Origin of the sequence: Nocardia sp. CA-145437, assembly GCF_050956485.1 — a bacterium.
Taxonomy (GTDB): Bacteria; Actinomycetota; Actinomycetes; order Mycobacteriales; family Mycobacteriaceae; genus Nocardia.
Map to the genome: position 1 here is coordinate 2,895,225 of NZ_CP191204.1, position 22,550 is coordinate 2,917,774.

General features: G+C 65.8%; 21 protein-coding genes, 4 tRNA genes and 2 CRISPR repeat arrays. Of the genes, 22 read left to right on the forward strand and 3 right to left on the reverse strand.

Annotated elements, in window-relative coordinates; genetic code table 11:
• Nucleotides 1–8 precede the first annotated feature (8 nt).
• From ACQPYY_RS13340 to ACQPYY_RS13440, 21 genes are all read left to right on the forward strand, one after another.
• Nucleotides 9–1,883 (forward strand): hypothetical protein, encoded by a 1,875-nt coding sequence (locus tag ACQPYY_RS13340; RefSeq protein ID WP_433593966.1) that lies wholly within the window; start codon nt 9–11, stop codon nt 1,881–1,883.
• Complete coding sequence (locus ACQPYY_RS13345) at nt 1,880–2,056, forward strand: hypothetical protein (RefSeq protein WP_433593967.1); 177 nt, start codon at nt 1,880–1,882, stop codon at nt 2,054–2,056. The genes ACQPYY_RS13340 and ACQPYY_RS13345 overlap by 4 nt, the downstream gene beginning before the upstream one ends.
• Complete coding sequence (locus ACQPYY_RS13350; RefSeq protein WP_433594641.1) at nt 2,053–2,952, forward strand: terminase gpP N-terminus-related DNA-binding protein; 900 nt, start codon at nt 2,053–2,055, stop codon at nt 2,950–2,952. The genes ACQPYY_RS13345 and ACQPYY_RS13350 overlap by 4 nt, the downstream gene beginning before the upstream one ends.
• A complete protein-coding gene (locus ACQPYY_RS13355) occupies nt 2,949–3,392 on the forward strand; it encodes a hypothetical protein (protein WP_433593968.1) in 444 nt (147 codons plus the stop codon). The genes ACQPYY_RS13350 and ACQPYY_RS13355 overlap by 4 nt, the downstream gene beginning before the upstream one ends.
• A 41-nt stretch (nt 3,393–3,433) precedes the next feature.
• Entirely contained in the window at nt 3,434–4,342 is a 909-nt protein-coding gene (locus tag ACQPYY_RS13360; protein ID WP_433593969.1) for a hypothetical protein, read from the forward strand.
• 174 nt (nt 4,343–4,516) lie between these two features.
• The gene (ssb, locus tag ACQPYY_RS13365) at nt 4,517–4,984 is read left to right on the forward strand and encodes a single-stranded DNA-binding protein (RefSeq protein ID WP_433593970.1); all 468 of its coding nucleotides are present in this window, start codon (nt 4,517–4,519) and stop codon (nt 4,982–4,984) included.
• A 2-nt stretch (nt 4,985–4,986) separates the two neighbouring features.
• A complete protein-coding gene (locus ACQPYY_RS13370; RefSeq protein WP_433593971.1) occupies nt 4,987–5,322 on the forward strand; it encodes a hypothetical protein in 336 nt (111 codons plus the stop codon).
• Nucleotides 5,323–5,452: 130 nt separating this feature from the next.
• Nucleotides 5,453–5,980: a hypothetical protein gene (locus ACQPYY_RS13375; protein WP_433593972.1), complete on the forward strand. Its 528-nt coding sequence runs from the start codon at nt 5,453–5,455 to the stop codon at nt 5,978–5,980.
• Nucleotides 5,980–6,375: a hypothetical protein gene (locus ACQPYY_RS13380; protein ID WP_433593973.1), complete on the forward strand. Its 396-nt coding sequence runs from the start codon at nt 5,980–5,982 to the stop codon at nt 6,373–6,375. The genes ACQPYY_RS13375 and ACQPYY_RS13380 overlap by 1 nt, the downstream gene beginning before the upstream one ends.
• On the forward strand, nt 6,375–6,584 hold the full coding sequence (locus tag ACQPYY_RS13385; protein ID WP_433593974.1) for a hypothetical protein: 210 nt from the start codon (nt 6,375–6,377) through the stop codon (nt 6,582–6,584). The genes ACQPYY_RS13380 and ACQPYY_RS13385 overlap by 1 nt, the downstream gene beginning before the upstream one ends.
• Nucleotides 6,584–6,772, forward strand: a complete 189-nt coding sequence (locus ACQPYY_RS13390; RefSeq protein WP_433593975.1) for a hypothetical protein — start codon at nt 6,584–6,586, stop codon at nt 6,770–6,772. The genes ACQPYY_RS13385 and ACQPYY_RS13390 overlap by 1 nt, the downstream gene beginning before the upstream one ends.
• 163 nt (nt 6,773–6,935) lie before the next feature.
• Nucleotides 6,936–7,142 carry a hypothetical protein gene (locus ACQPYY_RS13395; protein ID WP_433593976.1) on the forward strand — a complete coding sequence of 69 codons (207 nt, stop codon included), beginning with the start codon at nt 6,936–6,938 and terminating at the stop codon, nt 7,140–7,142.
• Nucleotides 7,143–7,468: 326 nt separating this feature from the next.
• Complete coding sequence (gene cas3, locus ACQPYY_RS13400; protein ID WP_433593977.1) at nt 7,469–10,291, forward strand: CRISPR-associated helicase Cas3'; 2,823 nt, start codon at nt 7,469–7,471, stop codon at nt 10,289–10,291.
• Nucleotides 10,292–10,486: 195 nt separating this feature from the next.
• On the forward strand, nt 10,487–12,124 hold the full coding sequence (gene casA, locus ACQPYY_RS13405; RefSeq protein ID WP_433593978.1) for a type I-E CRISPR-associated protein Cse1/CasA: 1,638 nt from the start codon (nt 10,487–10,489) through the stop codon (nt 12,122–12,124).
• 4 nt (nt 12,125–12,128) lie between these two features.
• A complete protein-coding gene (casB, locus tag ACQPYY_RS13410) occupies nt 12,129–12,698 on the forward strand; it encodes a type I-E CRISPR-associated protein Cse2/CasB (protein ID WP_433593979.1) in 570 nt (189 codons plus the stop codon).
• Nucleotides 12,699–12,745: 47 nt separating this feature from the next.
• On the forward strand, nt 12,746–13,873 hold the full coding sequence (gene cas7e, locus ACQPYY_RS13415) for a type I-E CRISPR-associated protein Cas7/Cse4/CasC (protein WP_433593980.1): 1,128 nt from the start codon (nt 12,746–12,748) through the stop codon (nt 13,871–13,873).
• Complete coding sequence (gene cas5e, locus ACQPYY_RS13420) at nt 13,873–14,673, forward strand: type I-E CRISPR-associated protein Cas5/CasD (RefSeq protein WP_433593981.1); 801 nt, start codon at nt 13,873–13,875, stop codon at nt 14,671–14,673. Before cas7e ends, cas5e begins: the two co-directional genes overlap by 1 nt.
• A gap of 10 nt (nt 14,674–14,683) precedes the next feature.
• Nucleotides 14,684–15,466, forward strand: a complete 783-nt coding sequence (gene cas6e, locus ACQPYY_RS13425; RefSeq protein WP_433593982.1) for a type I-E CRISPR-associated protein Cas6/Cse3/CasE — start codon at nt 14,684–14,686, stop codon at nt 15,464–15,466.
• Nucleotide 15,467: 1 nt separating this feature from the next.
• Nucleotides 15,468–16,475 (forward strand): type I-E CRISPR-associated endonuclease Cas1e, encoded by a 1,008-nt coding sequence (cas1e, locus tag ACQPYY_RS13430; protein ID WP_433593983.1) that lies wholly within the window; start codon nt 15,468–15,470, stop codon nt 16,473–16,475.
• A 4-nt stretch (nt 16,476–16,479) separates the two neighbouring features.
• Complete coding sequence (cas2e, locus tag ACQPYY_RS13435) at nt 16,480–16,761, forward strand: type I-E CRISPR-associated endoribonuclease Cas2e (RefSeq protein WP_433593984.1); 282 nt, start codon at nt 16,480–16,482, stop codon at nt 16,759–16,761.
• A gap of 121 nt (nt 16,762–16,882) precedes the next feature.
• Nucleotides 16,883–18,926: a CRISPR direct-repeat array (repeat unit 28 nt; unit sequence GTCGGCCCCGCACCCGCGGGGATGGTCC).
• A gap of 94 nt (nt 18,927–19,020) precedes the next feature.
• Nucleotides 19,021–19,780: a CRISPR direct-repeat array (repeat unit 28 nt; unit sequence GTCGGCCCCGCACCCGCGGGGATGGTCC).
• Nucleotides 19,781–20,962: 1,182 nt separating this feature from the next.
• Nucleotides 20,963–21,652: a hypothetical protein gene (locus tag ACQPYY_RS13440; RefSeq protein WP_433593985.1), complete on the forward strand. Its 690-nt coding sequence runs from the start codon at nt 20,963–20,965 to the stop codon at nt 21,650–21,652.
• Nucleotides 21,653–21,705: 53 nt separating this feature from the next.
• Here ACQPYY_RS13440 and ACQPYY_RS13445 read toward each other — a convergent pair.
• The 3 genes from ACQPYY_RS13445 to ACQPYY_RS13455 all read right to left on the reverse strand — a co-directional run bounded on the left by ACQPYY_RS13445 (nt 21,706) and on the right by ACQPYY_RS13455 (nt 21,972).
• Nucleotides 21,706–21,780, reverse strand: a tRNA-Val gene (locus tag ACQPYY_RS13445).
• A gap of 25 nt (nt 21,781–21,805) precedes the next feature.
• A tRNA-Cys gene (locus tag ACQPYY_RS13450) sits at nt 21,806–21,876 on the reverse strand.
• Nucleotides 21,877–21,899: 23 nt separating this feature from the next.
• Nucleotides 21,900–21,972, reverse strand: a tRNA-Gly gene (locus ACQPYY_RS13455).
• Between the two features lie 373 nt (nt 21,973–22,345).
• On the opposite strand from ACQPYY_RS13455, the gene ACQPYY_RS13460 reads away from it, so the two are divergent.
• Nucleotides 22,346–22,417, forward strand: a tRNA-Val gene (locus ACQPYY_RS13460).
• Nucleotides 22,418–22,550 lie beyond the last annotated feature (133 nt).

Here is a 22,550-nt window from a genome sequence, read left to right on the forward strand (position 1 = left end):
ACTGGCATTTGCACTTCTCCAGCGTCACCGAGGTCCTCGCGTTTCTGGGCACGGTCCTGCTCGGCGTCGGCTTCGTGGCCGCGGTCGCGGTCGCGATGAACTGGTTCGCGAACTGGCGGCGCTGGGACGCCCGGCAGGTCCGCAACTACGCGCTCGGCTCGCTGATGTTGCCGGTCGGGGCGATGGTGCTCACGAACTCCTGGTTCGCCGCGCCGCGCTTGTGGTGGCAGGGCCTCCACGTTCTGACGGCGTCGGGTCCCAGATCCGGTGCTCTGGTGGCGATGGCCGCTGGGTGCCTGCCTGTGGCATGGGGTGCGGCTGCGGTGTATCGGGCGCGGTTCCTGTCACGGCTGGGGACCGAGGGCGTGGATTCCCCGTGGAAGACGCGGCGGCTATTGCGCCGTCAGCAGCACGGTCAGGCTCGCGCGGCGCGGCAGGCCGCGAAGTATGGTGCGCCACTGACCACGGGCTGGTTGAACAACCGGGTGGTCCTCGGGCCGCTGTCGGAGCGGACGGATGCGACGCAGCCGACGACGGTGACGCAGTTGGTGGCGAAGCGGTCGGCGAAGTTGGAGATCCCGATCGAGGGTCTCGGACACATGATCGTGCTGGGCAAGTCGCAAAAGGCCGGCAAGACCACCATGCAGATCCGTCTCGGCACCGCCCTGTACGAGGCGTACTGGCGGCGCTACGTGCGGACCGGGGAGAAACGCCCGCTGCTGATCTTCTTGGACTGCAAGGGCGGCAAGCCCGGGTTGGCGACGGGCCGTCAGGTGGTGAAGATCGCGCACCGGCAGGGGGTGCGGCCGGAGCGGATCGCGTTGTGGCCCATCACGAATCGCTTCGACTTGTGGGACATGTCCGCCGAGGACCAGTGCGCCACGTTGGAATCGATGATCAACCCGGTCCAGGCCACCGACGCGGGCGCGGAACACTTCAAACAGAACCGGATCCGCGTTGTTCAGCTGGCGGTGACCGCGCCTGGCGGCAAGCCGACCAGCAAGGACGACTTCCAGCAGCGCCTGAGCCTGGACTGGTTGAAGGACGCGTGGGCCGGGCATGACGCGATCCTGGCCGAGATCGCGGATTTGCAGCAGAACAAGCCGCCCGCGGTCGGGGATGTGGCGGGCAAGTTCCGCAACATCTTCAACGCCATCGGCGAAGGCTTCGATGGCGGCCGCTCCCTCGACAGCTTCGACGTCATCTACGCGACCACACCGGGCACGGTGCGCGGCGAGTACGCGCGTGCTCAGGTCGCTGCGATCACGACGCTGATTTCGCAGTTCGCGTGTGGGGAGCATGACCGGCAGATCGTGTTGATCGTCGATGAGATGTCGGCGGTGTCGGACAAGACCGGCGGTATCAACCAATTCACCATCGCCGAACGGCTTTTGGGCATGGGCGTCGTCGCGATCTTCTCCGCACAGAACCAGTACGGCCTCGGCCAAACCCAGGACGAGCGGCGCCGACTGCTGGAAGCCTGCCCGTCGGGTGCGCTGCTGATGGCGCTGGAGGGCGCTGGCAAGGTGTCGGAGGTATTCGGGACCCGCCCGGTCACCGAGAACTCCCGCCACTCCAAGGGCGGCAAGGTCGGCGATGAAGGGACCCTGGGCAACCGGGAAACGTTCTTCATCGACCCGAACCGGCTCGCCGAGTTCGACCGCGGCGACGTCGTCTGGGTACACGCACTCAAAGCCCAATGGGGACATGTGATCCCGGTTGATCTGGATGAGATTGCTGAACTGCCGGCGGACCCGTATCCGGAGCGGTGGGCGCGCAACATGCAGCCGCGGGTACCGCTGCGGGCGGTACGCGATCTGGATTCCGGGCGGGCCCGGCGCGCCGATTTCGGGTTCGACGGCGAGGGCGGTGAGGTCGCATGACCGACTACCTGCGCTCCATCACCGCCTACGTGGTCACCCAGAATAGCCACCGCCACAACAACACTGACCGCCCTGACCAGACCATTCAGGGCTGCGTGTCCGCCCCGGACAGCGAGGTGGACACCACCGAGGCCACCCCGGACAGCAAGGCGGACAGGGGGTGGACACGATGACCACTCGAACCGACAAGCCCCGCGGTCAGCTGGTGGCGCGCACCGGATTCGTATTCGGGTCGCTGACCTCGGTGGCCACCAACGTCCTGCACACCTACCTGCCGACGGTGCAAATGCCCGATGGGATGGCACTGGTCATCGCTGCCCGGCTCGGGGCCGCGATCTGGCCCATCGGTCTGCTGCTGAGTATCGAGGTGCTGGCGCGGGTGGCGTGGCGACGCGGCCCCGCCTGGACTGCCGCGCGTTTCGGTGGGGCTGGTGCGGTCGCGTTCGGATCGGCGGTGATCTCTTATAGCCACGTCCGAGAAGTGCTGTTGGCCTGGGGATATGGGCACCCCGCCGCCGAATTCGGTCCCCTCACTCTCGACGGCCTGATGGTGGTTTGCGGGTTCGCGCTCCTGTCCCTGACCCCGCCCACCGCCGACTCGAACCTGTGTAACCACGCGGTTCACCATCTAGCACAACCGATTCCAGCAGCTGCACCGATGCCGCGAGCATCGCGAGAGATTCCGCTGGCAGCCCAGATTGAGGCACTGGCCGAGCCGACCCTCCCGGTTGCCGAAGAGGTGTTCCCGGTGTTCGGACAGGCGGACACCGCCTCCGGGAGCGCGGACATCGGGGAGGACGGCGATGCGGCCGACCGCCGAGAGCGTGCCCGTGCATTACACGGCCAGGGCTGGACGCATGCGCGTATTGCCGCCGAACTGGCGGTCAGCAAGCGCACCGTCCGCCGCTATTTGGCCAGCGAGGCGGACACCGCCCGGGCCGACACCGGCCGGGCGGACACCCCCGAGGACACGGCCGAGGCTGCCGCCGAGCTGACGGCCACCGCAGCGGACTGGCTGACCGGGATCGAGCCCAACCATCACGACAACCATCAAGGAGTTCTGGCATGAGCACGAACAAGGGCATCGATTGGGACGGTGAGCTGCAAGCGCTCATGGAGTCCTCGGGCATCAAACACGCCGAACTGGCCCGCCCCACCTGGGCGACACGCGCCCGCCGAAAGGCCCTGGGCGCCCGCCCCTTCCTGGCCGTGATCGCCGTCACCGGCCCGCTGATGTGGGTGATCACCGCGTCCGGTGCACCGGCCGCGGCCGTCATCCCGCTGCTGGTATGGCTGGCGGGCTGGGTCGGGTACGGCGCGTGGATCAGCCTGGGCCGCCCCGACGCGACCATCGCCGCGCACGCCATCGCCGGCCACGGCGGAATCGCTTTCGCCGCGGTGTCGCGGTTCTGCTTCGCCCATTCCCGACCGGCCCGTGCCCGGTGGCGGGCCTGGCGCACCGCTGCCGGACGCGACCGCGCAGCCGCCACGGGCGAGGCGACCGCCTGATCACCCGATCACTCACATCCCTGAAAGAGGAAGGAAATCCTATGTCCGGTAACGAAGTTGATGAGCTGGCTCGCAGTTGGCCGCAGCTGGCGGCGCTGATCTTCCAGTTGTTGCAGCGGATCCAACGTGCCAGCGCCGATGGATCGATCCGCCTGTCCCGGGCCGACTACAAGCAGTTCGTCACCGAACTGCGCGACGCCCAGAAGACCCTCACCCACGAGATCAGCAACACCCAATCCTGGTATCAGGCCCGCACCGAGGACTACCAGCGCGAATCCCGTGCTGCCAGAAGCCGCGCCACCGCTGGCGCTTCGGCTGAAGAGCAGACCAAGGAGGCGGCGTACCTGTCCGGGCTGAGGGCCAGCATCGAGCACACCATCCACGACACCGTCCTCACCGCCGAACAACGCGGCCAGATTGTGAAGACCCTTGAGGGGATCGACAACGATCCGTCGAAGCCAGTCGCCCGCAACGTGTTCGAACCGATCATGGGTGACGCCGCAGTCCGGGCCCGGCTGACGGCCGCCGCGAGCGAGCAGCGAGTGCACGAGCACCGTGAACGCCTCACCCACGCCGCAGCCACCACGGCCGGGCAGCTGACCGGCGCCGATATCACGGAGCTTCGGCAGGAGAACGCCCGCCGTTTCGATGACCTCGCCGGGCGGTTGGAACGCCTCGAAGGCCAGATTAGCCAGCTGCGACCCGAACAGACCGCAACCTTGGCGACCAACGGCTACAGCGCGTTCCCCGGGACCCGCAAGCCCCGCCCCAGCGCCGGGCAGCGGCAGGAACAACACCCCGAAGCCGACCAGGCCCACGGCACGTCGATGACCCCGCAGGCCGCCGCCGAGCCCGAGCAGGACTCCCAGGCGCCGCGGCTCGCCGCCGAACAGCCTCGCTCGGAGGCTGCGTGGGAGGAGTGGGCCGCGCGGATGCAGGCCGAGGCGTAGCAGGACTGCTGTGCCCTAAGGGTTTTTAACAACAACACAGAAATGGAGGAACCGCTATACGACAGCTGCAACGCCCGTGATGCCTTGGCATCACATCCCTGAGGCTTGGACAACCTCACCGAGACCACTGGTTTCGGAATCTGAATTATTTCAACAACTTTCAGGAGTTATGACATGTCCGGAGAGACGACTCTCACCATCATTGGCAACCTGACCGCCGACCCGAGTATCCGTTTCATGAACGACACGGGTGACGCGGTGGTCAACTTCACGGTCGCTTCCACCCCGCGGGAATTCGATGCGAAGACCAAGCAGTGGAAGGACGGGAGAGCGCTGTTCCTGCGCTGCACCCAGTGGCGTCAGGCCGGCGAGCACGTCGCTGATTCCCTGTCCAAGGGGGATCGGGTGATCGTGGTCGGAAAGCTGTCCCAGCGCGAATACACCGACCGCGACGGCGTCAAGCGCACCGTCATGGAGTTGGTGGCCGACGAGGTGGGGACGTCGCTGAAATACGCGGTGGCCAGACCGGTCCGGTCCAAGAACCGCAATGGCGGGCGGCCGAATCCGAAGGACGGGAACGCTCTCGGTGTCAGCGATGACCCGTTCAGCGATTTCCAGCCGAGCACCGATGAGGTGGCCTGATCATGGCGTGCGCACTGAGCCGGGCCGAGGAGCCCAACGGCAAGAAGTCGACCCAGCACTGGCATCAGTTGCCCACCAACGTGGTGCTGGACCTGGGCGAGTCCGACCCGGCGGTCGTTCTCGCGTGGCAGCCCGACCCCGAGACCGGGGTACAGGCGTACCTCAGTCTCGTCGAGGCCGCCGCGCTGGCCGAGGCGCTGATCACGACGCTGGAGCACTGCGAGTCGTTCACCAGCAACGACGGTCAGGACTCGGTGCCGGATTGGGTGCGCGACTCGTCCCCGAACGGGATCCCGCGCTACTTCGGTCCCGACGCGCGGCCGCTGGAGGAGTTCTGATGAACATCCTCCTGTGCCGCAACGCCATTCACCACAACGCCCGGAAAGGAATCTGATCATGGCGTACCTGGGGACCGCTGCACACGCCTGTGCGGACGGATCCGGTTTCGGTGGCCGCGGAGCGATCGAAATGCATTGGCACAACATGCCCGATGCCACGGTCGAACTGTTGTCCGCCGAGGACTGCCGCGGAGATATCCGGATCCGCTGGCGGTTCGACGCCACCATCGAGGGAATGTTCGCCAACCTCACGGTCAACGAGGCCCGCACCCTGCGGGACAACTTGACCGCGGCGATCGCGACCTTCGAACCAATCACCACGGCTGGCGACATCGACAACGAGGTCGACAACACAGTGCCCGTCAACGTGGACGGCACCGTGCTGACGTCGCCGGAACACCCGGTGCACTGCTGCCGGTGTGGTGGTCGGATCGCGTTGGTGTCCAACAGGAATGACTACTGGTGGACCCACGAACCGTTCTCCATCAACGACCACGAACCCGTCCTGACCGAACCGATCCCGTGCGCGCAGTGCGGTGCGGCGGTCGACTTGGTCGACGACGGAATCGAGGTCTACTGGGTCCACAGGGTCGATTCCATCAACAGCCACACCGCCATCCCCGCGCCCGCCGCGCCGGAGATCGGGGAGGTGGCGTGATGGGACGCAGTACCCTCGCCGCGCGAGCCGAGCGCTACGGACGGTTGATGGTGGCCATGCAGCCGGGCGCGCAGTTCCGGTTCACGTTCCTCTACGCCCTCGGCGGTGAGTATCGGTCGGTGACGGCTGAACTGACTCGCCCGGGTCTGGTGGAACTGATGGCCGCGGTCACCGACGCCCTCCGGGACGGCACTCCCGTCGTCGACAGTGAACCCGCTGTCGCGGACGCGAAAAGCCATTCCGTGTGGGTGGCCGAGCTGATCAAGGAACGCGACGAACTGAAGGACTACTGCAAGGAACTGCTCGATCAGGTGCAGTGCCTGCAGTGGGACCTCGGTGCGCTCCAAGCCCAGCACAACCTGTGCCCGGAACGGTCGGCGAACGGGAGCAAGTGATGGACCCGAACGTCGCACTGGCCCAGGTCCGGCAGTTGCTCCAGTCCAAAGACGAACTGGGGCTGTGGAAACGGGACTACGACTGCAACGACGCAGTCCGCATCCTCATCGACCTCGCCGATGGCGTGGCCGCGCTGGACCATTCACTGTCCCAGGGCGGCTACCTGCCCCGAGAGTGGGAATGGGCCCGGACCGCGGGGAGGGCGTGATGGTCATGATGGCCGAAGTTCACGTCATCGACCGATCAGCGCTGTCCGCGGTGATCGGGACCGCGCTGGAATACCTGGCCGAGGTCGGAGTCATCGTCGGTGACATCGCTGTCGCGGACGAACAGATCGTGTCGGCGATCCAGGCCCGGTGGACGGTGTTCACCGACAGCCCGGAGGTACCGGCATGACCGGCTCGGGATACCAGTGGTGTGGCTGCCGGGACTGTTTCGACATCGTGGTCGGACCAGCAACGGTGCTGATCCTGTGCGGGCTCTGCGAAGAGGCAGGGTGCGAGATTCAGGAAGGCGAGTGCCAGCGAGACGACGCCTACGAAGGTTGAGGCATCCGATCATGGCCAAGGCCAAGAAACCGATGAGCCGGCGAACGGAGCTACGGCTCGGGCGGGAGATCCAGGAACAGTACGACCGAGGTGCCAGCTGGGCCGCGATCACCGTGGACTTCGACCTACCGAAGTACAAGGTGCAGCGGCTGGCCAGAATCTACCGGGAGGACTGTGACCGGAGAGCTCACCAGAATCAGTTGACCTTGTTCGACTGAACGCTCCAGCCACAACCGAATATTGATTAAGCGGAGTCCGTGCCTGTCATTATCAGGCACGGGCTCCGCCCCTGTTTCTACCAGGTGATCCTTACTGATCTCGACACTTGCTGAAGCTCCGTCACGATGAGGTTTGCGCTGCGGTGCATGACCTGTTCGCTCAACGCGGCTCGTGGCCGAACTTCGGCCAAGGACCATATGGAGTCGACCCGTATCGATTGGCATGGTCTCTTCTTGCCGCCCAGACACCATGGGTAGCCTGCTGGCCTGCATCCGCACGGGGTGCTCCGGGTTATGTGTCGGTGGGTGTCTCTATGGTGTCGGCCATGACCGCTGGAGGCGTTGCCGGGGTGGGTTGCTGGGCGTATCTGCCTGAGCAGGAGCAGATTTGGCTGTCGGTGTTGTGGGGCAAGTCGGCTGGTCGTGCGGGTGGCACGGTGAACTTGCTGCTGTCGCACATGCTGGACACCGCGGCTGTTGCTGCGTTGATCTGGGACGAGTACCTGGCCGAGTCCGTTCGGTGGCAGGTTTCCGAGGCAGCCGGCGATGAGGAGGACGGGCGTCGGTTGTTCGCGTGGCTGTGCGGTGTCCATGATGTGGGCAAGGCGACGCCAGCATTTCAGTGCGTGGATGTCGAGGGCGCTGCTGCGGTCAGGGCCGTCGGCCTGGTCTGGGACGAGGCCGTGGTCAAAGTTCATCACTGGCGGCATGAACACGCGGGTGCGAAGGTTCTCGCGGAGTTCCTCAAGCAGGCGGGATGGTCTGCTGCGCAACATGGTTGGGTGTGGCCACTAGTGGCGGGGCACCACGGCAGGTTCCCGTCCTTCGGCGATTTGCGGCCGAAGGCTCGGACCGAGTTGAGGCTACGCGGGGGTGGCGATTGGCCCGCTGCCCAGCTGGCACTGCTTGAGGCGTTCACCAAAGCGGTTGGCTATGAGGATCTTCAGGCTGTCGAACCGAAGGCGGTGCCCTCGCGCGCATTGCAGTTACAGCTGAGCGGTTTCGTGGTGATGGCTGACTGGATCGCCAGCGACGAGGAACACTTCCGTGGACTGGATCAGCTGGGTGAGGTCAGCGCGGAGGGAGCCCGTAAGAGGGCGCGAGCCGCGTGGGACAGGCTCGGGCTGACTGGTGGCTGGGGGCGAATCGTTCCGCCTTCCGTCACTGATTTCACGGTGCGGTTCGGCGTCGAGCCGCGGCCTTCGCAGCGGGTGGCGATCGAATGCGCGGCTGGGATGGCGTGTCCGGGGTTGATGATCGTGGAAGCGCCTATGGGGGAGGGGAAGACGAAGACGGCATTGCTATGCGCGGAGGTGCTGTCGGCGCGGTTCGGATTCGACGGTGTGTTCGTGGGGATGCCGACCCAGGCGACGAGTGACCCGATGTTTACCGCGGTGCGTGCTTGGGTTGCGAAGGTCGACAAGGATGCTGCGGGTCGGGTGGCGTTGCTGCATGGCAAGCGTCGCTTCAACAAGGAATGGCAGGGTCTGGTCGAGGCAGGCCGCGACACCGGGTTCGCGGCTGTGGGCGAGGACGAGTTCGGGCTCGAAGATCTCTACGGGACTTCGGATTTCGATCCGTGCACTTGTGATCGGCCTGCGCGGACGGTGCCGGCGGAGTGGTTCTTCGGACCGAAACGGGGATTGCTCGCGCCGTTCGTGGTCGGCACTGTCGACCAGCTGTTGCTGGCGGCCACACGTACCAAGCATGTGATGCTTCGGATGGCCGGGTTGGCGGGCAAGGTTGTCATCCTCGACGAGGTCCACGCCGCCGATGTGTACATGTCAGCGTTCCTTGTCGAGGGGTTGCGGTGGCTTGGACAGGCGGGTATTCCGGTGATCTTGCTGTCGGCGACCTTGCCCCCAAGCCAGCGTGAGCAACTGCTCAGTGCCTACCTGGCTGGAGCTCGCCACCGAGAAGAGCTCGACCTGCCGTCGATGATCGAGGAAGCCGGGTATCCACGGGTGACCACTGCATGGGCAGACGACGCCGGTGAAGCAGTGATCGAGCAGGTTGCAGCGCCACCATGGCGAAGTGAGCCGCTACAGGTTCGGGTACAGGTGCTGCCCGAGGAGGACTCGATCAGCGATCTGTTGACCGATCGGCTTACCGACGGCGGGTGTGTGCTGGTGATCCGCAACACCGTGGCCCGAGCACAACAGACGTATCGGGAACTGCATGCGGTGTTCGGTGCGGCCGTCCATCTGTTGCACGCCCAGATGTGTGTGCGTCAGCGGGCTGAAGTCACCGAGGAATGCTTGATGTTGCTGGGACCGAGGAAAGATGGCACGCAGCGGCCGCTGACGATCTTGGTGGCGACGCAGATCGCGGAGCAATCTTTCGACGTCGATGCCGACCTGCTGGTCACCGATCTCGCTCCGATGGACCTGCTGTTGCAGCGGATCGGTCGTATGCACCGTCACGACGGCGTGTCGCGCCCGCCCGCAGTGCGGGAGCCAACCGTGGTGGTCACCGGCTTCACTCCCTACGCGAATGCCGTGCCTAGCTTCGACGTCGCCAGTGAAGCGATCTATGGCCGTTACCCGTTGCTGCGCAGCGCCGCCGCGGTCCTGCAGGCGTCGGGCAGGCAGTGGGACATCCCGGACAAGGTTCCCAAACTCGTGAACACTGCCTACGATCCGCAAACTCCTAGTCCGCAGGGTTGGGCCGACGCTGTAGCTGAGGCATGGCAGGAATGGTCGGATGATCAACGCCAGCGAGCCGATAACGCTGCGCGGTTCGTGCTGACTCGGTTCGGGGAACACGAGAACCCGACGCTGGCCGGATTGCATCGCGGCTCAGGCGAATACGTCTCCGATAGCGATGTTCGGGTGCGTGACGGCGAGGAAGGGATCGAGGTGATCCTCGTCCGTGCCGACGAGCTCGGGTATCGCAGCGAGAACGGACAACGTCTGGGGCCCAACGGCGAAGTCGCCGACGAGGTACTCGACCATGTCCTCGGCGGGACCCTGCGACTCCCCAGAAAGCTACGGGCCGCTGTCCTGGCCACGCTACGGCCGCTGGACGGATGGCGTGACCACCCATGGCTGCGCTACAGCCACGCCCTTGCGATCGACAACGACGGTCGCACAGCCGTAGGCGAGTATCGGGTCTGCTACGACGCGGCGCAGGGACTGATTTTCGAATGACCTCGCGGCGCACATGGTTGGGCCGCAAGATCCCCCGCAGATGCGGGGCCGACTTCGATGCCAGACGTTAGTCCGGGCCATACCCACCGCGAACATACCGGCGGGTTCCTTATCGGTCTCGCATATGGCTCGATCTCCATTGCGCTACCGTGGCAAACACTTTAGACGTTAATCGTTTCAAGCGAGGGGTGGGATGTGAATTCAGGTGATTTGATCAGATCAGTTCCTTTGGCGCCCTGCAGGTTCGACGACGGCTCGGTCGCCACGTTGCCAGTCGCGGACATGCTGGCGAACAGCCACCGGATCGTGGGCGTTGAGGTCGAAGTACCGACAATGCTGCCGGCGATACTGCGGCAGCTTCTGCTACCGATCACGGTGCATGCGCTGGGGTCACCGGCCACTCCAGACCAGTGGGGTGAGTGCTTCGAGCGAGGTCGGTTCGGTCAGGACGAGTGGGAGAGCATCGAGCGGTATCTGGCCGAGCGAGCCGATCGGTTCGATGTGCTAAGCCCCGTATCGCCCTTCGGGCAAGTGGCCGATCTGCGGACGGAGAAGGGGGATACCAAGGGAGCGGCGTTGCTCGTGGCGACCGCGCCGTCGGGCAACAATGTTCCGTTGTTTGCCGTCAGGACCGAAGCTGATCCGCTGCGGTTGCCTCTGGATGCTGCGGTGCGGTGGATGTTGCACACCCAATGCTGGGATCCCGCAGCGATCAAGACCGGAGTAATCGGCGACCCAAAAGCTAAGGGCGGCAAAACATCTGGAAACCCCACGGGGCCGCTCGGTCAATTGGGTGTGGTGATGCCGATCGGGCGCACCCTGTTTGAAACCCTCTTGTTGAACACTCCGATCGGTGTAGCGAAACGTCTCGGTGTCCCGCAGTGGGCGCGTGATCCGCTCGGTGCGCAGTGGGAGGTGCGTTCACCGGACGGTGTGTTGGATCTGTGGACGTGGCAGTCGCGGCGGATCCGACTCTTCGTCGAACTTGTCGATGGTGAGGCCGTGGTCGAGCGGGTAATCGTCGCGGCAGGGGACCGCTTCGCCGCTGGCGTTCCCGATTGGGAGACCCACACTGCGTGGCGAAGAGATAAACCGGCCACGGGATCCCCAGCGACGCCGTTGCGGCCGCTACGGCATATGGCAGGCAAGGCGGCATGGCGTGGGCTGGATGCGCTGCTGGCACTGGAGTCGGTCCCTGGTGATGCAGTGCAGACCAGCGAATTGCTCGATCAGCTCGCAGAAGTCGAAGGCGCGAACGTGATCGACGAGGAGTATCCGCTGCGGGTGGAGATCTTCGGCATCGTCTACGGCAATCAGTCCGCGGTCATCGAGGACCTGGTCCACGACACTATCTCTCTGCCGGTCGCGGCACTACGCGGTAGCGGGCGGGCATACGAGGTGCTGGTGGAGGCTGCCGATCAAGCGGAGCGACTGGTGAACGCGATCAACCGGCTCTCGGCGGATCTGCGCCGCGCGGTGGGTGCCGACCCAATCCCGTGGGATAAAGGCCAGCGACCGGGCGAGCAGTTGCTGGTCGCGCTGGATCCGGTCGTGCGGCGTCTGCTGGCCGGTGTGTCGGCTGACTCGGCTGACGAAGACAAGCTCACACGAGGGCAATTGGCGTGGGAGCTGATGGCCTACGACGCGGTGTTCCGCTGCGCCGAGCCGTTGTTCGCGCTGCCCTCGGCGGCATTCATGGGACGGACGGTGAAGTCGGGGTCCAAGGAGCAGCACTACAGCCTCGGGTTGGCGGCAAATTCCTTCCACGGCACGGTAAACAAGATCCTGGGTAGGGCTGCCGCCATGCGAGCACGCCTCGATGGAGAGGAATAACACTATGGCCCAACGATATTGGAACAAGTACATCAGTGGTGAAACCGGTAAGTGGACCGAGGTCCTTCCGCCCGGGGAGGACCTGGCCGCGCTGCGGTCGGGGCTGGGGCGTGAAGCGCTGACGGTACCGAAGATGTGGCAGTTCTACTCGGTCACCGCTGAACCTGACGGCGATCTGGAACGGTTCGGTGCGGCCAATACCCGCCAGCAGGCGGAGCATGCAGCCCTGACGCTTTTCGGAGTCCACCAGCAGTCCCAGCGGGTCTTGATGCACCAGCGCGACGCCGGGCTCGGTACGGCGCTACGTGCCTTGCGCCGCCATGACAAGAGCAGCGGCGACGCGGTGGACCGACGCGTGGAAGCTCTGGTCACGTCGACTTCGGTGGCGATGATGACCTACCGGCTACGTGGGCTGGTGATCCAGTTGCGTGATATCGGTCAGCCTTTGGACTACGACCGGCTGGTCAACCAAGTCGAACGCTGGCACTGGCCTGCGGGACGCCAGAGCGTCCGCAAAGGCTGGGCCCAGGGTTACCAGAGGTGGGGGGACCCCACCGAACCTGCTGGCAATTGATTCCAAACATCCTGTACTGCATACATATTCGAACAAGGACTACGTTCATGAAGACGAAGGTTCGTATCGACCTGCACATCCTGCAGACTGTCCCGCCGGCCAACCTCAACCGTGACGATCAGGGCAACCCGAAAGAAGCCATCTACGGTGGGGTTCGGCGATCCCGCGTGTCCTCGCAAGCGTGGAAGCGTGCCACGCGGATGCAGTTCGCCGACCAGATACCCGCCGAGGATCTGGGCACTCGCACACGGCGGGTGGCCGGTGAACTGGCCAAGCGATTGAAGGCCTGCACCACACTCGACGATGAGCAAGCCGCACGCATCGGGTCTGCGCTGCTGGCTCCTGTGGGTATCTCGGCGGGCAAGAAGGCCGGCGCGACAGCGTATCTGCTGTTCGTCGGCAACGGTCAGCTCGACGCCATAGTCGACTTGGTCGCTGGTCGTGCCACCGAACTAGCCGCATTTGATGACGCGGCGCTGGCCGAGGAGATGAGGGCGCTGCCGATCGCTGAGCAGTTCCGCGAGAACCATCCGCTCGACGTCGCTCTGTTCGGACGGATGGTCGCCGACATCCCCGCGTTGAATGTCGATGCCGCCGTGCAGGTTGCACACGCACTGTCGACCCATGCCACCGAAGCCGAGTTCGACTACTTCACCGCAGTAGACGACACCAACGAAGACGACGACCCCGGCGCGGGCATGATCGGCTCGATCGGCTTCAACTCTGCCACCCTCTACCGATACGCCACGATCGGGCTCAACCAGCTGCACCACAACCTCGGCGAGACCGACGCAGTACTCGATGCGGTCGATGCCTTCGTCGACTCCTTCACCCGATCGATGCCCACCGGCTACGGCAACTCCTTCGCCCACCGCACCCTGCCCTCTTTGGTCGCGGTCGTGGTGCGAGAAGACCAACCGGTCAACCTCGTCTCAGCGTTCGAGAAGCCGATCACCGCACCCCAAGGCGGAATCGCCGAACGTTCGGCACGGGCACTGGCCACCGAGCAGCAGCGCAGCGTCGAGCTGTGGGGTGACAAACCCGCCCACACCGCATTCGCCCACGCCTTCGGAAAAGACACCGAAGCCGAGCTCGCCAAAGCCTTCGGCACTTCGGTCACCTTCACCGCACTGCGCGAAGGACTTCGCGCTCAACTGCAGGGATACCTCGCCTGATGGCCGCTCCCGCCGACACCGTGGTGCTGCTGCTGCGATTGGCCGGACCACTGCAATCCTGGGGCGACAACAGCAGGTTCAACCGCCGCGAAACCCAGCCTGAGCCAACGAAATCCGGCATCGTCGGTCTGCTCGCAGCCGCCCTGGGCCTCGAACGCGGCGCCGACCTGACCGACTTGACCGACCTCTCGATAGGGGTGCGCACCGACCAGCCCGGCACATTGCTCCGCGACTTCCACACTGTGTCCGACTATCGCGGCGTCCCGCTCAAGCAGACCGGTGTGAACGCCAAAGGTCTTCAGAAGCCAACGGGCCCTGCGAAATACACTCACGTCACCTATCGCTACTACCTGCAGGACGCCGTGTTCGTCGTCGGACTCGAAGGGCGAGCCGACGTGGTCACCGACCTCGCCGCCGCCGTACAGCGACCAGCGTTCCCGCTCGCGCTAGGTCGACGCAGCTGCCCACCAACCCAGCCGATCATGCTCGGCCACCACGCGACCAACCTCCTGCAGGCCCTGTCCACACATGAGTGGCAGGCCAGTGACCGCGGCCGCGCAAACCACCTGCGCAACACCAAGCCCGCCACCGTCGATCTGCCCGTCACCATCGACGACCCGATCGGCGGGGAGGTCCGCAACGACGTCCCCGTCTCGTTCGGGCTGCGCGACAGGCAATTTCGGCAACGCCGCGTCCGCCACACCACCGTGCGTATCCCCAGCGGCGTCATCGATCCCGATCCCGCCGCTGACGGTGGCGCTGTTGTCGGGCACGACCCGTTCTCCCTCCTGAACTGGTGAAAGAGCGACCATGACCTACCTGTCCCGAATCCGTATCAACCCGCTGCGGTCCCCGAGCCGCAACCTGCTGGGCAATGCGCGCGCTATGCACAGCATCGTGATGCACGGCGTTCCCGGCGACGCGACCGGTGAGCGGATCCTGTGGCGCCTCGATGCCGACAACCCACACCGCCCGTGGCTGTACGTGCTGACCCACACCAAACCCGACTGGACCCACCTGATCGAATCCGCAGGCTGGCCCGGCGCCGAAGGCGAACACGCCCATATCGCCGACTACCGGCCATTGCTGGACAAACTACGCGCCGGCGACAGCTACGCCTTCCGTGTCACCGCGAGCCCCGTCCAAAACACAAAAGCACCAACCAAACTCACACAAGCCCAGAAAGACCGAGCCCAGGAGCGCCTCGACGCTGCCCAAACCACAGGCCGGCGGCCCCGCTCGCTACGCCTGGGACACCGCACCGCGGCCGCCCAGATGAATTGGTTCACCGAACGCACACCCGGCTGGGGATTCCGGATCCCTGCCACCGAGATCGAACCTCAGGTGCCCGGTATCGAACTCGATGACAGCCTCGCCTCGGAGGTGCTGATCCGGAACCGGCAGCGACTGAGCTTCGGGCACGGCACCTCACGCAGCACCAAACACCCGGTGGTGATCCACACCGCCACCTTCGAAGGACGGCTCGAGATCACCGACGCTCAACGCTTCACCGAGATCCTGCTGGCCGGGATCGGGCCGTCGAAAGCTTACGGGTGCGGGCTATTGACCTTGGCCGCATTGCCTGCCGCCTGAAATGGCCGATATCTGGTGGAAAGCCCACCCACATGACTTGCATCGCCTACAGGACCGCATCTCTACGGTGTACGTGGAACGCTCCCACGTCGACCGAGACGAAAACGCGGTCGTAGTGATCAACAAGAAGGAAACGGTTCGGATCCCAGCAGCATTGGTGGCCGCGATGCTGCTCGGGCCCGGCACTCGTATCACCCATGCCGCAGTCGCTTTGCTCGCCGATTCCGGCACCACGGTCTGTTGGATCGGCCAGCAAGGTGTTCGCATGTACGCGGCAGGAATGGGGTCTTCCCGCGGGGCAGGGTTACTCACCCAGCAGGCATACCTGGTGACCCGCCCGAAGGAACGGATCAAGGTCGCTCGCACGATGTATGGGATGCGGTTCCCCGGCGAGGATGTCAGCGAGCTGACCATGCAGCAACTTCGCGGCCGGGAAGGTACCCGGATACGGCGGATCTACCGTGATCACGCTGCACGCACGGGCGTCGAATGGAACGGTCGAAAGTACGTAGCCGGTGATGCCCACGCTGCCGGTGACGACCTCAACCGGGTGCTTTCGGCAGCCAACGCTGCGCTGTACGGGATTTGCCATGCCGTGATCACCGGACTCGGCGCGAGCCCCGGCCTGGGATTCGTCCATACCGGGTCTGCGTTGTCGTTCGTTCTCGACATCGCGGACCTGTACAAGGCCGAATACAGCATCCCGCTGGCGTTCGACCTGACTGCCGACGGGCTCACCGACGAACGTGACGCACGCCTGGGCCTACGTGACCTTATTGCCGAGCGACGGCTTCTGGCACAGATTGTCGACGATGTGCGATCACTGTTGAAGGTCGACGATCTGGCAGTAAGTGATACCGAACTGCCCCAACTATGGGATGAGCGGGTGGGTGTCGTCGACGGAGGCACGGATTGGGCCAGCCGAGAAGCCGACCTCGTACAGCCTGCGTTCGGTGACCAGCATGTGACAGTCATCGGACCTGAGCTCGACACACCGATCGAGTGGTAAGCCTGTGACAGTCATCGTCTTGATCGCTGTAGCGCCCGGACTACGTGGCCACCTCACCCGGTGGATGATCGAAGTCGATGCCGGGGTGTTCGTTGGCAAACCGAGCCGCCGCGTCCGCGATCGGTTGTGGCAGTTGCTTGCTGACCGAGTCAACGACGGCCAGGCCGTCATGATCGAACCTGCGAAGAACGAACAAGGCTGGACAGTTCGCACAGCGGGGCGAGATCGGTGGCACCCGGTCGACTTCGACGGTCTCATTCTCTCCGCGAGACGGCGACAACGGTAGGTATTTCCAACATGGCGCACGTGATCGAAGGGGCCAGTGCATTGCCACGGTGCTTATGCGTGGCCGAATCGAAGTCAATGAAAACGTGGCTCCATGCCAGAAAACCGGCAGGTCAGCAAGTGTCGGCCCCGCACCCGCGGGGATGGTCCACCGCGGCGCTGCTGCAGCTGGTGCCCGACAAGGTCGGCCCCGCACCCGCGGGGATGGTCCGCGCAGATCCCGAAAGAGGCCACGTTCATCGGGGTCGGCCCCGCACCCGCGGGGATGGTCCGCTTGGGTTCCACCTGGTCGCCGCTCGAATCCCGTCGGCCCCGCACCCGCGGGGATGGTCCTCGTTTTGGTCTGCATGATCAGCCTTCGGGGTCGTCGGCCCCGCACCCGCGGGGATGGTCCATTGGTGGCGAATGCTTCGAACACCTTCGGGACGTCGGCCCCGCACCCGCGGGGATGGTCCAAGCTCCTGGATCTTCTCCAGCGCCTTCAGCACGTCGGCCCCGCACCCGCGGGGATGGTCCTTGCTGCAGGGCATCGGTGAATTCCTCGAGGCGGTCGGCCCCGCACCCGCGGGGATGGTCCGGTATCTATGACGAGCCAGTTGAGTCGATTTGGGTCGGCCCCGCACCCGCGGGGATGGTCCTCCGAGTTGGCCTAGGAACGCGTCAGCACCGAAGTCGGCCCCGCACCCGCGGGGATGGTCCCCAGACAGAAGTCCGGGTGATGCAAACCCTGGCGTCGGCCCCGCACCCGCGGGGATGGTCCGTTCATGCCCACCATCGCGAGCGAGCTGGGGTTGTCGGCCCCGCACCCGCGGGGATGGTCCTGCGTACTGGCTGGCGCGGCGAACCGCGGGCAGGTCGGCCCCGCACCCGCGGGGATGGTCCGGCTGTTCAGGGCGATAAGGCTTCGATCGATAAGTCGGCCCCGCACCCGCGGGGATGGTCCTCGGTTGTGTCGCCCCGATGCTGCGGCGCGAGGGTCGGCCCCGCACCCGCGGGGATGGTCCGATGGCCGGCGCGGTCATCAAGGCGTACCACGCGTCGGCCCCGCACCCGCGGGGATGGTCCGGTCAGGCATCAGCGCAGTCCCGGGTAGACCTGGTCGGCCCCGCACCCGCGGGGATGGTCCCCCCGCAGCATGAGGACTGCGGGGTTCTCTTCCGTCGGCCCCGCACCCGCGGGGATGGTCCTCCCGCCGTGCCCGAGCACACGCCCGCCCCCGAGGTCGGCCCCGCACCCGCGGGGATGGTCCGCTGACGTGTCCAGGGTGTGGCTGCCACACCTCGTCGGCCCCGCACCCGCGGGGATGGTCCTCGCTGATCACCGACGGCACGATCCCGCCGGAGGTCGGCCCCGCACCCGCGGGGATGGTCCGCTGTTCGCGGTGCCGGAGGGAATGACGCCCAGGTCGGCCCCGCACCCGCGGGGATGGTCCGTCGCTCGCGGCGACCGCGCGGGTCGTGCCCTGGTCGGCCCCGCACCCGCGGGGATGGTCCGCTGTCACGCACCAGCGGTAGCAGGTTGCGCACGTCGGCCCCGCACCCGCGGGGATGGTCCCGGCTCATCATCTCCGCGGCTCCGGCCGGATCCGTCGGCCCCGCACCCGCGGGGATGGTCCGGACCTGACCACCGCCCGCAAAGACGCCATGAAGTCGGCCCCGCACCCGCGGGGATGGTCCGGAACTTACTCAGTCCCCGTTCTAAGCTCGTGGGTCGGCCCCGCACCCGCGGGGATGGTCCGACCGGCCCCAGACCGCCGCCCCCGATCGCGGTGTCGGCCCCGCACCCGCGGGGATGGTCCCATCATCGGAAACGCCCTGGTCTTCGGCATGTTGTCGGCCTCGCACCCGCGGGGATGGTCCGTCTCGACAGACCCCGCAACGACCGCCCGGGGTGCCGGCCCCGCACCCGCGGGGATGGTCCTTGGCGCGGCCCGTGGACTATCTCGGGCGATCAGTCGGCCCCGCACCCGCGGGGATGGTCCGACGAACGCGGCGTTTTGGCTGCTGCCGATGCGCGTCGGCCCCGCACCCGCGGGGATGGTCCGCGATCAGCGCGCAAGCGTTGCTGGAAACGCTGGTCGGCCCCGCACCCGCGGGGATGGTCCTTGCTCACTGAGCACGACATTCCACGTCGAGCCGTCGGCCCCGCACCCGCGGGGATGGTCCTTAAGCGCGGCCGCCAGGGCGGTGGTCGCCATGGTCGGCCCCGCACCCCGCGGGGATGGTCCGACGGAAACACGGCTGTGCCGCGCCGACACACGGTCGGCCCCGCACCCGCGGGGATGGTCCGTACCGCGTCGCGAAGGCTGAGACCTTCTCGTCGTCGGCCCCGCACCCGCGGGGATGGTCCGATGATCCCCGGCCTGACCACGTTCGTCCGGGTGTCGGCCCCGCACCCGCGGGGATGGTCCTAGAAGAGGGCGACTACTCCGGTGTCCTCATCAGTCGGCCCCGCACCCGCGGGGATGGTCCGAGAGACCCGACGCGGCGCATGACCTTGGCCCAGTCGGCCCCGCACCCGCGGGGATGGTCCCCAGCGGCGGCCGGCCAGCTGCGCCCACACGTTGTCGGCCCCGCACCCGCGGGGATGGTCCGGCTTGGGCGATGTCCTCGCGGGCAGGGATGTAGTCGGCTCCGCACCCGCGGGGATGGTCCGCTCGGCAGCCAGCCCGACGTGCCCGTGCGGGTGTCGGCCCCGCACCCGCGGGGATGGTCCGGTGTAGACAGCTGTAGCGGCCCAACAGGTTCCGTCGGCCCCGCACCCGCGGGGATGGTCCAGCGGACGGGTCAGAAGGGCTGGCAGGCAACGTGTCGGCCCCGCACCCACGGGGATGGTCCTCAGCACGTGCGCACCGATATCGCGCCGCCCATGTCGGCCCCGCACCCGCGGGGATGGTCCGTCCGGCCATGACGTGATCGTGATCGATGGGCCGTCGGCCCCGCACCCGCGGGGATGGTCCGCCGCAGCGGTCATTCAGCCAGACGTGCCCGGCGTCGGCCCCGCACCCGCGGGGATGGTCCGGCGCGCGAATTCGGGGCGTCGGTCGCCATCACGTACGCCCTGCACCCCGCGGGGATCCAGATCGGCTTGGCTGTGGGATGTTTGCGGAGAGGCGGGGTGGGGGCGCGTGAACGAGACGGGCAGGCCCCTGCCTGCCCGGCACCCCTGTCCGTCTCGGCACCGCAGAGGCTCCCGGCCGAGGAGGAATTCCCCGATCCCGGGCCGCCGCGTGACCACTGGCCGCACAGGGAAATTCCTCCTCGGGCGCGGAGGGGCGGTGCCGTTAGAATCGAGCGCCCCCACCCCGCCCCGGGCATAACGGGCACCCGGGAGATGACCACATGTCGGAGCCGGCCACGGAGGCCCAAGTGCCGGAATCGGTTGTTGATCAAGCCAATCCGTGAGGCCAAACCCATGTCGAAGGCGTGTAGAAGTTGGCCCTCTGCGGTGCAAAACCCGCGATCTACTCGCCGCATCGCGGAAAAACGTGTGCGGAACGTGGGCAGATCAGTCCCAGAGTTTGACCTGTGTTTCGCGCCCCCCGACACGCAGGCCGACCTGCGGTGATGGTTGCTCCCCTCGAAAGGATCACCAAGTACCCACATCAATGTGTACTTGGTGATCCTTTCGAGGGGAGCAGGTGAGTGAAGAGAGAAGTGTGTCGGGGGTAATAGTTATGTGAATAAAGGGTTTGGTGGGTAGGTGGTGGTGGTTGTGTTGGGTAATCAGCGTGGCGGTTGGGTAGGTGGTGGCGTTCGGTGACGTGGGGTGCGTAGGTGACGGTGGCGTAGGTGGCGAGGTCCGGAGCGCTGGAGCGGTGGTGAAGTCCGGCGTTTGCTGTGGCGTCGAGGTGGCCGTGTCCGGCGGGATCGGTTGCGTTTGCCAGTCCGGTGCTAAGTCCGGTCCGAAGGTGCTGTGCGGCTGGTGGATTCCCTGGGTGCGCGCCGCATGGTAGCCGTGCCGCCCCTCCGCGTCCTAGGACGATTTTCCGACCGGCGGGCCGGTGGGCCGGCGGCGGGTGGTGATCGGAAATTCGTCCTAGGTCGGGAGCCTCTGCGGCGCGGCGGGCAGACGGTGGGGGCAGGCCGCGGGGCCTGCCCCGTTGAGAGCGCGGCGCGCGCCCAGGGAATCCACGCTCTCGCCGGGTCTCCAATCCTGTTGACACGTACGTGTCAACGACTCACGGAAGGACTTCGGAGATCATGACTGACTCCGACACCATCACCGGACTACTCGTGACCGCATTGGAAAATGTGTGGGCAGTAATCCGATCCCGCCATCCTGATGTGCCCGAGGTCGTCCTGACCGTGGGAGCAGGTTCGACCGGCGGCAGCGACCTCACCCTTGGCCACTTCGCACCTCAGCGATGGGTACGCGGTGATTACGAACTCCATGAACTGTTCGTCGGCGGGGAAGGGCTCCAGCGTGGCGGTGTCGATGTGTTCGGCACGCTGCTGCACGAGGCCGCGCACGGTGTCGCGGTGACGCGAGCGATCAAGGACACCAGCCGCCAGGGCCGTTGGCACAACGAGCGGTACCGCGCCCTTGGCGTGGAACTCGGGCTGGCGCTGGCGCATCACCCAAAATTCGGATGGTCGGTCACGACCGTGCCGGACTTGACCCAGCAGCAGTACAGCGAGGTGCTGGATGAACTGGCTTTCGCGCTCGTGGCCTACCGCCGGCGGGAACCGAATCGGCGCGGCGGCCGTACGTCTAGCAACAACGGCCTGTCCGCAGCGTGTATGTGTGGCCGCAAGATTCGGGTATCCCGAACGACTCTCGCTGCTGGACCGATCTACTGCGGTACCTGTGGGGGTGAGTTCGTGACTGAGGGCGAACCTGAGGGTCTGAACTCAGTTCAGATTGAGTTCACGGACCTCAGTTCACGTTGAGTTCACGACAGCAGAAAGGCCCGGCGGAAACCGGGCCTGATCTGGTCAAACGTTGGTGCGCGATACTGGGATTGAACCAGTGACCTCTTCCGTGTCAGGGAAGCGCTCTCCCGCTGAGCTAATCGCGCGGGTCTTTTGCTCTTCAAAAAGAAGAGGCGGCGACGGGAATCGAACCCGTGTGCACGGCTTTGCAGGCCGTTGCCTCACCACTCGGCCACACCGCCAAGCAGGCCGTGTTGGCCCCTCGAGCGGATGACGGGATTCGAACCCGCGACCCTCACCTTGGCAAGGTGATGCGCTACCAGCTGCGCTACATCCGCATTTCGTCCCGGGCGCCTTTCGGCTGTCCCGCTGACGAGGTAGAACACTAGCCGACGATCTGCGCAGGTAACAAATCGCCTGGTAGATCGGGGTAATTTCGAACTACAGGCATGTGGTTCCGCCGGTCGGCCCGGGAGATGGGCGACCGCTGCGCACGAGTCGCCACCCATCCCACCCCGCCCCGGCGACACCCTCATGACGCCCCGGCAACACCCCGGTGAAACCTCACCCGCCCCACCACCCCCTGAAACCTCAGTTTTACGCCGTTGTGCACGCGATTTGGTGTGATGCGAACGGGGTGTGTAATCTTCATTCTCGTTCGAGAGGCACACAAACGCCGCTCCGAACAGTCGCCTCGGCGACAAGACCCCGGGTTCTATAGCTCAGCGGGAGAGCACTCGCTTCACACGCGAGGGGTCGCTGGTTCGATCCCAGCTAGAACCACAACAAAAGAGCAGGTCAGCGCCCTAAAAGGTGCTGGCCTGCTTTTTTCGTGCCAGGTATCAACCCTCGAAACTGTGTCCGTGCTGTCGTGGGTGACGACCTCGCGGCCGTCCTTGGTGATCGCGATATCCAT

Excerpts from the sequence above, each read along its gene's own strand:
- ACQPYY_RS13345 (WP_433593967.1), top strand. The coding sequence starts at position 1,880 with ATGACCGACTACCTGCGCTCCATCACCGCCTACGTGGTCACCCAGAAT.
- ACQPYY_RS13350 (WP_433594641.1), top strand. The coding sequence starts at position 2,053 with ATGACCACTCGAACCGACAAGCCCCGCGGTCAGCTGGTGGCGCGCACC.
- ACQPYY_RS13355 (WP_433593968.1), top strand. The coding sequence starts at position 2,949 with ATGAGCACGAACAAGGGCATCGATTGGGACGGTGAGCTGCAAGCGCTC.
- ACQPYY_RS13360 (WP_433593969.1), top strand. The coding sequence starts at position 3,434 with ATGTCCGGTAACGAAGTTGATGAGCTGGCTCGCAGTTGGCCGCAGCTG.
- ssb (WP_433593970.1), top strand. The coding sequence starts at position 4,517 with ATGTCCGGAGAGACGACTCTCACCATCATTGGCAACCTGACCGCCGAC.
- ACQPYY_RS13370 (WP_433593971.1), top strand. The coding sequence starts at position 4,987 with ATGGCGTGCGCACTGAGCCGGGCCGAGGAGCCCAACGGCAAGAAGTCG.
- ACQPYY_RS13375 (WP_433593972.1), top strand. The coding sequence starts at position 5,453 with ATGCATTGGCACAACATGCCCGATGCCACGGTCGAACTGTTGTCCGCC.
- ACQPYY_RS13380 (WP_433593973.1), top strand. The coding sequence starts at position 5,980 with ATGGGACGCAGTACCCTCGCCGCGCGAGCCGAGCGCTACGGACGGTTG.
- ACQPYY_RS13385 (WP_433593974.1), top strand. The coding sequence starts at position 6,375 with ATGGACCCGAACGTCGCACTGGCCCAGGTCCGGCAGTTGCTCCAGTCC.
- ACQPYY_RS13390 (WP_433593975.1), top strand. The coding sequence starts at position 6,584 with ATGGTCATGATGGCCGAAGTTCACGTCATCGACCGATCAGCGCTGTCC.
- ACQPYY_RS13395 (WP_433593976.1), top strand. The coding sequence starts at position 6,936 with ATGGCCAAGGCCAAGAAACCGATGAGCCGGCGAACGGAGCTACGGCTC.
- cas3 (WP_433593977.1), top strand. The coding sequence starts at position 7,469 with ATGACCGCTGGAGGCGTTGCCGGGGTGGGTTGCTGGGCGTATCTGCCT.
- casB (WP_433593979.1), top strand. The coding sequence starts at position 12,129 with ATGGCCCAACGATATTGGAACAAGTACATCAGTGGTGAAACCGGTAAG.
- cas7e (WP_433593980.1), top strand. The coding sequence starts at position 12,746 with ATGAAGACGAAGGTTCGTATCGACCTGCACATCCTGCAGACTGTCCCG.
- cas5e (WP_433593981.1), top strand. The coding sequence starts at position 13,873 with ATGGCCGCTCCCGCCGACACCGTGGTGCTGCTGCTGCGATTGGCCGGA.
- cas6e (WP_433593982.1), top strand. The coding sequence starts at position 14,684 with ATGACCTACCTGTCCCGAATCCGTATCAACCCGCTGCGGTCCCCGAGC.
- cas1e (WP_433593983.1), top strand. The coding sequence starts at position 15,468 with ATGGCCGATATCTGGTGGAAAGCCCACCCACATGACTTGCATCGCCTA.
- ACQPYY_RS13440 (WP_433593985.1), top strand. The coding sequence starts at position 20,963 with ATGACTGACTCCGACACCATCACCGGACTACTCGTGACCGCATTGGAA.